Source organism: Streptomyces caeni, from assembly GCF_042678285.1.
In the GTDB taxonomy this organism is placed as follows: domain Bacteria; phylum Actinomycetota; class Actinomycetes; order Streptomycetales; family Streptomycetaceae; genus Streptomyces; species Streptomyces caeni.
Genome location: NZ_JBHUDX010000142.1, coordinates 1 through 11,038, shown reverse-complemented (window position 1 = coordinate 11,038; position 11,038 = coordinate 1). Strand labels below are relative to the sequence as shown.

Genomic DNA, 11,038 nt, shown 5'->3' with positions numbered 1-11,038 from the left:
GGGGCGCCCACCCGAGCGGAACACAGCCCTACCGCGCGGCCTTCGCGTCGCACGCCTGCCCGCGCAGGGCGCGCGCCAGGTCGTCGCGCGCCTCCAGCACCAGCCGCCGCAGCGCCGGCGGGGCGTCCTCGTGCGCCGCGAGCCACGCGTCCGTCGCGTCCAGCGTCTCCCGCGAGTCGCGGAGCGACGGGAACAGCCCCCTCACCACGTCCATCGCGATCTGGATGGAACGCTGCGCCCACACCCGCTCGATCACCGCGAAGTACTTCTCCGCGTACGGCGCCAGCAGCTCACGCTGCGACGGCTGCACAAAGCCCGCGATGGTCGCCTCCACGAGTGCGTTCGACAACGTGTCCGACTCGACGACCTGGGCCCAGGCCTGGGCCTTGACCGCCGCCGAGGGACGCGCCGCCAGGCAGCGGACCTGGTGGCGCTTGCCGGACGCCGTGTCGTCACGGGCCAGTTCCGCCGCGAGCACCGACTCGTTTGTGGCCCCGTGCGCGGTCAGCGGCCCGAGGAACGCCCAGCGCAGCTCCTGGTCCACGTCCAGGCCGTCGATCTTCTCCGTGCCCTCCAGCAGTCCCCGCAGCAGCTCCAGATCGGGCTCCTCCTCCGCCACCGCCGCGAAGAACCGCGCCCACGTCAGCTGGTGCTGGCTGCCCGGCTCCGCCTGCCGCAGCTCGCGCCGCGCCCCCTGCGTCAGCAGCCGCCCGCCGGGCCGCCGCCACTCGGGTGCCGCGTAGTACGTCAGCGCCGAGTCCGCCCAGGTGTGCAGCATCTGAAGCACGCCGATGTCGGACTCGCGGCCGGAGAACCGCAGCACCAGGCCGACGAAGTCCCGCGCCGGCAGCAGCGCGTCCCGCGTCAGGTTCCACAGCGCCGACCAGCACAGTGCCCGCGCCAGCGGGTCGGTGACGTCGCCGAGACGGTCCTTCAGCGTCGCCAGCGACGTGTCGTCGAAACGGACCTTGCAGTACGTCAGGTCGTCGTCGTTGACCAGGACCAGGTCCGGGGCCTCGGCACCGGCCAGCTCCCCGACCACCGTGCGCGGGCCGTGGACGTCGATCTCGGCACGCGCGTACCGCACGAGCGCACCCGCCTCGTCGCGGTACAGACCCACCGCCACGCGGTGCGGCCGCAGCTCGCCACGCGGCGGGGCCGCATGGTCGGATGCGGTCGGCTCCGCGGCCTCCTGGAGCACGGACAGCTCGGCGATCCGCCCGTCGCCGCCCAGCAGCACCTGCGGCGTCAGGGAGTTGACGCCCGCCGTCTGCAGCCAGGAGCGCGCCCAGGCCGCCATGTCCCGGCCGCTCGTCTCCTCCAGGACCGACAGCAGGTCGCCGAGACGCGTGTTGCCGTAGGCGTTCCGCTTGAAGTAGCGGCGCGTGCCCTCCAGGAACGCCTCCCGCCCCACGTACGCCACCAGTTGCTTCAGCACCGAGGCGCCCTTGGCGTACGTGATGCCGTCGAAGTTGAGCTTGGCGTCCTCCAGGTCGCGGATGTCCGCCGTGATGGGATGCGTTGACGGCAACTGGTCGGCGCGGTACGCCCACGCCTTGCGGTTGTTGGCGAAGGTGATCCAGCCGTCGGTGAAGCGGGTGGCCTCCACCAGGGAGAAGGAGCCCATGAAGTCGGCGAAGGACTCCTTCAGCCACAGGTCGTCCCACCACACCATGGTGACCAGGTCGCCGAACCACATGTGCGCCATCTCGTGCAGGATCACATTGGCCCGGCGCTCGTACGACGCCTGGGTGACCTTGCCGCGGAAGATGAACTCCTCGCGGAAGGTGACCAGTCCGGGGTTCTCCATCGCACCCAGGTTGTACTCGGGCACGAACGCCTGGTCGTACTTCCCGAAGGGGTACGGGCAGTCGAAGTGGTCGTGGAAGAAGTCCAGGCCCTGCTTGGTGACGAGGAAGATGTCGTCCGCGTCGAAGTGCCTCGCCAGGCCCTTGCGGCACATCGCGCCGAGCGGGATCTCCAGCGTCGTGCCGTCCTCGAAGGCGCGGGTGTAGGTGTCCGTGACGTAGTGGTAGGGGCCCGCCACCACCGCGGTGATGTAGGTCGAGATCGGCTTCGTCTCCGCGAACCGCCAGACCCCGTCGCGCAGTTCGCCGGCGCCGTTGCTCCACACCGTCCAGCCGTCCGGGGCGCGGACCTCGAAGCGGAAGGGGGCCTTGAGGTCCGGCTGCTCGAAGTTCGCGAAGACGCGCCGGGAGTCGGCGGGCTCGTACTGGGTGTACAGATAGACCTCGCCGTCCTCCGGGTCGACGAAGCGGTGCAGGCCCTCACCGGTGCGGGAGTAGGCGCACTGCGCGTCCACGACGAGTTCGTTCTCGGCGGCCAGGTCCTCCAGCCGGATGCGGGTGCCGTCGAAGACCTCCCCGGGGTCGAGGTCCTTGCCGTTGAGGGAGACCGCGGTGACGCTCGGGGCGATCAGGTCGGCGAAGGAGGCGGCCCCCGGCTCGGCGCAGCGGAAGCGGATCGTGGTGAGCGACCGGAAGGTGCGCGGCTCGCCGCCCGCGGCGCCGGGTGTGTCGCCCACGGCGGAGCGCAGGTCGAGCGACACGTCGTACCCGTCGACGGACAGCAGGGCGGCCCGCTCCCGGGCCTCGTCGCGGGACAGATTCTCACCGGGCACGGGCGCCACTCCCTCTTTCTGGACGGCTGGACGGCTGGACGGGGTGAACAGGACCGATCCTGCCATGTGCCCCTGACACAGAACACCGGGCGCACCCGCGGGGAACCCGGGAATGGCGGCACCGGCTGTGATTGTTTTCAGATCAACCAACATCTATCGAGGAGAGCCATGTCCGAGACGGCGACCCCCTCCGGCAAGACCCCGGTCGACTTCTGGTTCGACCCGCTGTGCCCGTGGGCCTGGATGACCTCCCGCTGGGTCCTGGAAGTGGAGAAGGTCCGTGACATCGAGGTCCAGTGGCACATCATGAGCCTCGCGGTGCTCAACGAGGACAAGCTGGACCAGCTGTCCGAGGAGTACCGGGAGATGCTCGCCACCCAGGCGTGGCAGCCCGTGCGCGTGGTGACCGCGGCGTGGCAGAAGCACGGCGCGCAGGTCCTCGGACCGCTGTACACCGCGCTCGGCACCCGGTTCCACAACCTGGGCGAGGGCCCGACGCGGGAGGCGATGGCCGCCGCGCTCGAAGAGGCCGGCCTGCCTGCGGACCTGATCGACTACGCCGACCAGGAGGACTTCGAGTTCGAGGCGGAACTGCGCGCCTCGCACAAGGACGGCATCGACAAGGTCGGACAGGAGGTGGGCACGCCGGTGATCGCCGTCCCGGACGGCAACGGCGAGCAACTCGCCTTCTTCGGCCCCGTGGTCACCCCCGCCCCCAAGGGCGAGGAGGCCGCCAAGCTGTGGGACGGCACCCTGGCGGTCGCCTCGGTGCCGGGCTTCTACGAGATCAAGCGCACCCGTACCAAGGGACCGGACTTCAGCTGATTCCTGCGGGGAACCCCGGGGCCGTAGCGGTGCACGTCGATCCGGCGTACGCCTCCCGCACCTGTGCCGAATGCGGCCGCATCGACGAGGCGAACCGCCTCTCGCAGGCCTGGTCCGCGTGCCGGTCCTGCGGATTCGTTGATCACCCGGACCGGAACGGCTCCTGCAACATCCGTGCGCAAGCACGGGAGTTGTGGTGACGCGGGGCGAAGTCAACCGCCCCGGCCCCACGCCCGGACCGGGGCGTGGGGCAGGACGAGAAAGGCAGTACGACAGCCAGTGGCGCCCGTCGTGCAAGCCCGGGGGATACTGCGGGATCATGAGGACGACACTGCTGCTGGCCCGGCATGGGCAGACCGTCTGGCACGCCGAGAACCGTTACGCGGGTGTGAGCGACGTGGCCCTCACCGGCACGGGCCGCGCCCAGGCGGAGGCACTCGGGCGCTGGGCCGCCGCCCACCCGGTCGACGCGGTCTGGACGTCCACGCTCTCCCGTGCCATCGCCACTGCGGAACCCGCCTGCCGTGTGCTCAGCCTCACCCCGCGCCGCGAACCCGGCCTGTGCGAATGCAGCTTCGGGGCCCTGGAGGGCCGTACTCTCGCCGAGTTCGCGGCCGAGGATCCCGAGCGTGCGGCGGCCTTCCTCGCGGATCCCGCCGCCCACCCCTTGCCCGGGGCGGAGGATCCCCGGGCGGCCGCGGCCCGCGGGGCGGACGCCCTGCGCCGGATCGCCGCCGCGCACCCGGGCGGACGCGTCCTGGTGGTCGCGCACAGCACCCTGTTGCGGCTGGCGCTGTGCACGCTGCTGTCCATCCCGCCGGGCGAGTACCGCCGTGTGTTCCCGCGGCTGCACAACGTCGCGATCAGCGAACTCCGGTTGGACGAGGGCTCCGTGGGCCTGCTGTCGCTCAATGTGCCCTGCGTGTGACGGGGCGGCCCGGGCGAGGCGCGTCCTCGCGCGGGCCGCGCCTCTCCCCGCCGGCCATGTGAAGGAGCCAGGGCTTCAGGGCGCTGGGCAGGGTCTTTGGGGGCGTTGCGCGGGCCGCCGTCCCGGCCTCGTCGGGGCGCGGCGTCCAAGGCGTGAGAGGGGGCAGAAGACCGCCCACAGTCCGGACGGACATCCGCTCGGCGGGACACACCGCCCACTATGCGGACGCACGGGGTACGCGGTGTACGGGGGCGGTGACACGGGAGCCGCGACCTGGCCGGGTGGGTCCGGGCGAGGCTCCGTTTTGGCGAAACCCTACAGTCGGCCCCCGTGCCCTTCAGGCGATACAACGAGCGGACCTCAGTGACCAGCGTCACGCCGACCTGGGTGTAGCGCACGCTTTTTGTATGGAGTCCATCACGCCGTCGTTCCACCCTTTGTCGACCGCTGACGGTGATCTGCTGAAGCGGCCTGGGATAGCGTCGACATGTCCCAAGCCGTCTCCCCCGCCGGAGTGAGTCCTTCATGAGCACCACCACCGCCATCGCCCGCCCCGGCGAGGTCCTCGCCGATCTGCTGCCCGCGTCCCGCGTCCGTGACGTCGCCCTCGTGGCAGGCGGTGCCGTGCTCACCGGGCTCGCCGCGCAGATCTCGCTTCCCGTGCCGGGCTCCCCGGTACCGGTGACCGGGCAGACCTTCGCCGCGCTGCTGGTGGGCACGGCCCTCGGCGCCGGCCGTGGCTTCCTGGCGCTCGCCCTCTACGCGCTCGCCGGTGTCGCCGGTGTGCCGTGGTTCGCCGGCGGTGCCTCGGGCGCCACCGCCCCCTCCTTCGGTTACGTCCTCGGCATGCTGCTCGCCTCTACCGTCGTGGGCGCCCTGGCCCGCCGCGGCGCAGACCGCTCGGTGCTGCGCACGGCCGGCGCGATGCTGCTGGGCGAGGCGGTCATCTACGCGGTCGGCGTCCCCTACCTGGCCCTGGCGACCGGCATGTCCGCGACCGCCACGATCGCGGCGGGACTCACCCCGTTCCTGATCGGCGACGCCCTGAAGGCGGCCCTGGCGATGGGCCTGCTGCCCACCGCCTGGAAGTTCGCGCGGAAGTGACGCCGTAGTTCCGGCGGAAGAGGTTCGCCGGGCCGAAGCGCTCCTTCGGCCCGGCGAACCTCTTCGGCGTTTCGGGGGCAGGTGCGAAAGGCCCCGCGGCAACGGTCGCGGGGCCCTTCGTCCACCGGCCGTGCGCCGGTCAGACGCCGGCCTTCACCGGGGCCTCGTCGGTGTCCGCGGCCGGCTCCGTGGTGCGGGCGCCGCCCAGCTTCTGCCTGGCCGCGGCGACCACGAGCACCACCGCGGCGACGAGCAGCGACAGCAGGACGGTCTCGCGTCCGTCGTGTTCCGTGTCGGTCAGCCCGGTGAGGTTGTCCAGCCCCGCCTTGTCCCTGTGGACACCGGGCGGCGGCCCGAAGACGGCGAGCCCGCCGATCACGATGAAGGCGCCGATCGCCACGACCTTGATCCCGGCGAACCAGACCCCGAACTCGCCGTAGGAGCCGACGGAGACCAGGTTGGTGGCCGTCAGCACGGCCATGACGATGAGGGCCCGGCCGCACTCGGGCACGGCCGGGATCCGCCCCTGGAGGATCTTGGCGCCCGCGGTGGCCTCGACGGGGAGCGCCACCACCCGGAAGAACCAGTACAGCCGGCCGGTCGAGAAGCCGGCCCAGTGGCCCAGCGGCCCAGCGGCCCAGCGCGCGATCCGCGTGCGCGGAGAAGGAGCCGGAGACGGGGTTCGCGGCGGATATCTCGCCCAGCATGCGCATCACCAGCACCACGAGCGTGCCGACGAGGGCGTACGAGAGCAGGGTGCCCGGACCGGCGGTCGCGATGCCGGAGCTGGAGCCCACGAAGAGGCCGGCGCCGATGACACCGCCGATGGCGATCATCGTCAGATGGCGGTTCTTGAGGCCGGCCTGGAGGCCGCCGCCGGGGTCTCCGGGGCGGCCGGGGTCGTTACCGGCCTTTGTGAGGGTCGGCTGCGAAGTCATGAGGGTGTGCTTGCTCTGCGCCGGCTGTAACGAGCCGATCCAGTGAATCGGAGGCAAATGAAATCAGAAAGCTTTGAATCCAGATTGTTACTTGAAGTTTCCTTGAGGTTCCATGGTCCTTCTTGTCTGTCCCTGGGGTCGGCACCCCACGCGGCCGATCCGCGGCGGCCGTGTCACACTCGGACCATGCGCGTGTATCTCGGCTCCGACCATGCCGGCTTCGAACTGAAGAACCACCTCGTCGAGTGGCTCAAGTCCGCGGGCCATGAGCCCGTCGACTGCGGGCCCCACCTCTACGACGCCCAGGACGACTACCCGCCGTTCTGCCTGCGAGCGGCGGAGCGCACCGCGGCGGACCCCGGCTCCCTCGGCATCGTGATCGGCGGCTCCGGCAACGGCGAGCAGATGGCCGCGAACAAGGTGAAGGGCGTCCGGGCGGCCCTTGCCTGGAGCGAGGAGACGGCATCGCTCGGCCGGCAGCACAACAACGCGAACGTCGTCGCCGTGGGCGCGCGGATGCACACGACGGACGAGGCGACGAAGTTCGTCGAGACCTTCCTGAACACGCCGTTCTCGGGCGACGAGCGGCACGTGCGGCGCATCGACATGCTGTCGTCCTACGAGACCACGGGCGAACTCCCGCCCATCCCGGCCCATCACCCGCAGGAGCCGCAGGAGCCGCAGGGCTGAGTCGGCCGGCCCGGCCGGCCTGGCCGGCCTCCGAGGAACGTCCGAGGAACGTCCGAGGAACAGGAGCCCAGGGGGCGGCAGCGCCCCCCTGGCCGGCCCGGGGCCGGGCCCCGGCGCGCTGGAACTGGAGAGGGTGGGGCAACCGTGCCGGAAGGGCACACCATTCACCGGCTGGCCAAGGACTGCACCGCACGGTTCGCCGGGGGCGCCGTCAGCGTCCGCAGCCCCCAGGGCACGTTCGCCGGTGCCGCCGCACTCCTCGACGGGGCCGAGCTGCGCACCACCGACGCCCACGGCAAACACCTCTTCCTGGGCTTCCGCGACAGCGACTGGGTCCACATCCACCTCGGCCTCTTCGGCAAGGTCACCTTCGGCGACGCCCCCGCGCCCCCGCCCACCGACACGGTCCGCCTCCGCCTGGCCAACCAGGTCTCGTACGTCGACCTGCGCGGCCCCACCACCTGTGCGCTGATCACGGACGACGAGAAGGCCGCCGTCCACGGCCGCCTCGGGCCCGACCCGCTCCGCGCCGACGGCGACCCCGCGGCCGCCTACCGCCGTGTCTCCCGCAGCCGTACGACCATCGCCGCCCTGCTGATGGACCAGAAGGTCATCGCCGGCGTCGGCAACGTCTACCGCGCCGAGGTCCTCTTCCGGCACGGCATCGACCCCTACCGCCCCGGCAAGGACATCACCCCGGCCGAGTGGGAGGCGATCTGGGCCGACCTCGTCCACCTCATGCACGAGGGCGTCCGCGCGGGCCGTATCGACACCGTCCGCCCCGAACACACCCCCGAGGCCATGGGCCGCCCGCCGCGCGTCGACGACCACGGCGGCGAGGTGTACGTGTACCGCAGAGCGAACCTTCCCTGCCACATCTGTGGCGGCGAGATCCGCACCGCCGGTCTCGCCGCCCGAAATCTGTTCTGGTGCCCCGGCTGCCAGCGGCGGTAGCCGCCCCCGTCGCGGACGGTGTTCTTCAGAAGCCGTGCGGCAGCCACGGCGCCACCGCCGAGCCGAACGCCGTCGACGCCTCCGCCAGCGCACCCTGCCGCAGCTCCCGCACCCGACCCGCCGCCGCCAGCGCCGTCAGGGACACACCGCCGAGGTACGCCGCCCCCAACTCCCGTACGGACAGCGACAGCTCCGCCGCATCCGCGGTGCGCGCGCACGACGCGCCCTTCGGGTCACCCGTCAGCCGCCAACGTCCCGTGTTCCAGGGGCAGAAGGCATCCTCGACGTCGAACACCACGTCCACCGGCGCCTGGTACGTCCGTGCCTCCAGGGCCGCTCCCACGTCGACCGGCCGCACGAACAACGCGTCCCGCAGCCGTGGCCGGCAGCGCCGGATGTCGGAGACCATGTACTGCCAGGCGTCGTCGACCGGCCGGCCGCGCGTCACCAGCGTCGTCGTCAGGTCGATGCCGAACAGGAAGCGCCACAGCGCCGCGTCCGTCGCCGGGTCCAGCGCCGCCAGATCCGCCAGGGTGACCCTGCCGTCGGGCCCGGCGACCCCCCACTCGGGCTTGATGCGGAACCGCGCGTACCCCGTGACCGCGCCCTTTTGCTCGGCGACGACGCACTGCAGCGGCGACGCCCCCTCCCGGTGGCTCTCCGGATCGAGCAGCCCGAACCGCTCCCAGCCGGGCCGCCGCGCCAGCATCCCCGGACGGCCGGGCACCAGCCGCGCGTAGACCGCCTCGCACGCGTCGAGGACCGCCGCGGGCTCCGCGTACCGCAGCCGTACGTCATCGGTGCCGGCCGGTACGGACAGCCGGACCCGGCTGGTGTCGATCTCGGCGCTCACCTGGAAGGTCGCGGCGCCGTACCCGAACCGGCCGTAGATCGCGGGCTCGGACGCGGTCAGCACGGCGAGCGGTTCGCCCCAGGAGCGGATGTCGTCCAGCTGCCGCCGCATCATCGACGTCAGCACCCCGCGGCGGCGGTGCGTGGCCGCCACGCTCACCATCGTGATCCCCGCCGCGGGCACCGAGGCGCCGCCGGGGACGGTGAGACGGAAGCCGAAGGCCCCGGCGGTGCCCACACACGTGTCGTCGTCCCAGGCGCCCAGGGAACGGTCCAGCTCGGTCAGCTCGCCCCACAGCCGCCGCTCCTCGGGCGGTTCGTCCACCCCGCCGAAGGCGCGGATGAGGGCGTCGCACCAGAGGTCCCACTCGGCCTGCCGCAGTACCCGTACGTCCGTCGTCATGGGCCATCCCTATCAGGGCAAGCCTGGACGAGCGAGGGGATTTCTCCCGCGCCGCGGAGGGCGGGTCCCTGTGAAGTTCGGCGCTCGGACGGGGGACAAGTGGGACCTCCCGTGCCAAGGGGCTGGTCGGATGGATAGGGTCCCGAACAATGGCAGCAGGACGAGAGCGGCGCGCGGAAGCCGAGACGTTCACGGCCCGGTTGAAGAAGCAGTGGCACCGGGCCCGCACCGGCGTGCGCAGATCCGCCGTGGACTACTTCCGCGGCGACGGCTCGGACTGGGTCGCGCTGGCCGGCCTGCTGCTGATGATCCCCCTGATCGCGGCGACCACCCTCGTCGACCCCGTGTGGTGCTCCCCGACCGTCCTCGTCCTGCCGATCGTGGCGGGCGGCCTGCTGCTGCGGCCCTCCAGCCTGCTCGGGCTGTACGCCGCCGCCGCCACCGCGCTCATAGTCGAGTCCGTGAAACTCGGCCCCTACACGGAAGGACCGTCGCGGGTCACCCCCGGCACCGTGCTCGTGGTCGCGGCCTGCGGGTTCTTCGGGCTCCTGATCGCACAGTTCCGCAGCCGCGTGGGCGTGCCCTGGCGGCGCGGCGGAACCATGCTCTTCGACCTGCGCGAACGCATCCGCGTCCAGAGCAAGCTGCCGAAGCTGCCGCTCGGCTGGCACCGTGAGATGGCGCTCAGGCCGGCCGGCGGGCAGTCGTTCTCGGGCGACTTCGTGGTGGCGGCCCGCACCAACGGGGGCCGCACGCTCGAAGTCGTCCTGACGGACGTCTCCGGCAAGGGCATGGACGCCGGCTCGCGCGCACTGCTGCTGTCCGGGGCGTTCGGCGGACTGCTGGGTTCGCTGCCGCCGCACGCCTTCCTGCCCGCGGCCAACGGCTACCTGCTCCGCCAGGACTGGGACGAGGGCTTCGCCACCTCCATCCACCTGGTGCTGGACCTGGAATCCGGCGACTACGAGTTGTACTCGGCCGGGCACCCCCCGGGCCTCCAGCTCAGCGCGGGCAGCGGCCGCTGGGAGGAGAAGGCGGCGGAAGGGCCGCTCCTCGGCGTCTACGAGGGCGCGCAGTTCGACTCCGTGAAGGGCTCGTTGCGCCCCGGCGACGTCCTCATGCTGTTCACGGACGGCCTGGTGGAGACCTCCGACCGCGACATCGTCGAGGGCATCGACCGCCTCACCGGCGAGGCCGACCGCTATGTGGCCGGGGGGTTCCACGGCGCGGCCTGGCACCTCATCGAGGCGGTGGCGAAGGACGTGAACGACGACAGGGCGCTCCTCCTGATCTCCAGGGAGGGCCCGACGGCCCTGGCCGCCCGCTGACCCCGGCCTGCCCCGGCGAACCCCACGCCACGCCCCTGCCGCAGGAACCCCGCCCCAGGAGCCCCCCCAGGAGCCCTGCCGCAGGACACCCCGTTCGCAGCGGCTACCGCCGCACGGACCGCCCCCGGGCTGCCCACACGCCCCGCCCCACCCCAACTCCCGTCCTGCTCACGGCAGATGTCCGATACGCCCCCATGGCTTCGTCATGTGTTTGTGTCAGCCCCGTGAGGGCCGATTGCATGGGCAATCGCGGAGTTGATAGAGATGGGCCCGCATCTATCGCACAGCCGGCACGACGGGCCGGTCGGACGGGGAGGCAGGATGAAGTTCGACATGGGGGCGCAGACCCTGTCGACGTTGATGAAGGACTCGCGT

Annotated in this window: 9 protein-coding genes and 1 pseudogene; 7 read left to right on the top strand and 3 right to left on the bottom strand. The window is 71.9% G+C overall.

Annotated elements, in window-relative coordinates:
* Positions 1 to 28: 28 nt before the first annotated feature.
* Complete coding sequence (gene pepN / locus ACFSL4_RS36225) at positions 29 to 2,641, bottom strand: aminopeptidase N (protein WP_381092282.1); 2,613 nt, start codon at positions 2,639 to 2,641, stop codon at positions 29 to 31.
* A gap of 168 nt (positions 2,642 to 2,809) precedes the next feature.
* Here pepN and ACFSL4_RS36220 point away from each other — a divergent pair, with 168 nt between their 5' ends.
* The 4 genes from ACFSL4_RS36220 to ACFSL4_RS36205 all read left to right on the top strand — a co-directional run bounded on the left by ACFSL4_RS36220 (position 2,810) and on the right by ACFSL4_RS36205 (position 5,498).
* Positions 2,810 to 3,466, top strand: a complete 657-nt coding sequence (locus ACFSL4_RS36220) for a mycothiol-dependent nitroreductase Rv2466c family protein (RefSeq protein WP_381092280.1) — start codon at positions 2,810 to 2,812, stop codon at positions 3,464 to 3,466.
* Positions 3,382 to 3,666, top strand: a complete 285-nt coding sequence (locus tag ACFSL4_RS36215) for a zinc ribbon domain-containing protein (protein WP_381092278.1) — start codon at positions 3,382 to 3,384, stop codon at positions 3,664 to 3,666. Before ACFSL4_RS36220 ends, ACFSL4_RS36215 begins: the two co-directional genes overlap by 85 nt.
* A 119-nt stretch (positions 3,667 to 3,785) precedes the next feature.
* The gene (locus ACFSL4_RS36210) at positions 3,786 to 4,394 is read left to right on the top strand and encodes a histidine phosphatase family protein (RefSeq protein ID WP_381092276.1); all 609 of its coding nucleotides are present in this window, start codon (positions 3,786 to 3,788) and stop codon (positions 4,392 to 4,394) included.
* Positions 4,395 to 4,919: 525 nt separating this feature from the next.
* Positions 4,920 to 5,498 (top strand): biotin transporter BioY, encoded by a 579-nt coding sequence (locus tag ACFSL4_RS36205; RefSeq protein ID WP_381092274.1) that lies wholly within the window; start codon positions 4,920 to 4,922, stop codon positions 5,496 to 5,498.
* A gap of 247 nt (positions 5,499 to 5,745) precedes the next feature.
* On the opposite strand, the pseudogene ACFSL4_RS36200 reads toward ACFSL4_RS36205, so the two are convergent.
* A pseudogene (locus ACFSL4_RS36200) lies at positions 5,746 to 6,436 on the bottom strand (amino acid permease); the annotation flags it as partial.
* Between the two features lie 186 nt (positions 6,437 to 6,622).
* Between ACFSL4_RS36200 and ACFSL4_RS36195 the strand changes: the two are divergent.
* Together ACFSL4_RS36195 and ACFSL4_RS36190 are read left to right on the top strand one after the other, a co-directional pair.
* The gene (locus ACFSL4_RS36195; protein ID WP_381092272.1) at positions 6,623 to 7,126 is read left to right on the top strand and encodes a ribose-5-phosphate isomerase; all 504 of its coding nucleotides are present in this window, start codon (positions 6,623 to 6,625) and stop codon (positions 7,124 to 7,126) included.
* Between the two features lie 144 nt (positions 7,127 to 7,270).
* Positions 7,271 to 8,080, top strand: a complete 810-nt coding sequence (locus ACFSL4_RS36190) for an Fpg/Nei family DNA glycosylase (protein WP_381092270.1) — start codon at positions 7,271 to 7,273, stop codon at positions 8,078 to 8,080.
* 25 nt (positions 8,081 to 8,105) lie between these two features.
* Here ACFSL4_RS36190 and ACFSL4_RS36185 read toward each other — a convergent pair whose 3' ends face one another.
* Positions 8,106 to 9,335 carry a GNAT family N-acetyltransferase gene (locus ACFSL4_RS36185; RefSeq protein ID WP_381092268.1) on the bottom strand — a complete coding sequence of 410 codons (1,230 nt, stop codon included), beginning with the start codon at positions 9,333 to 9,335 and terminating at the stop codon, positions 8,106 to 8,108.
* 149 nt (positions 9,336 to 9,484) lie between these two features.
* Here ACFSL4_RS36185 and ACFSL4_RS36180 point away from each other — a divergent pair, with 149 nt between their 5' ends.
* Positions 9,485 to 10,663: a PP2C family protein-serine/threonine phosphatase gene (locus ACFSL4_RS36180; RefSeq protein WP_381092266.1), complete on the top strand. Its 1,179-nt coding sequence runs from the start codon at positions 9,485 to 9,487 to the stop codon at positions 10,661 to 10,663.
* Positions 10,664 to 11,038 lie beyond the last annotated feature (375 nt).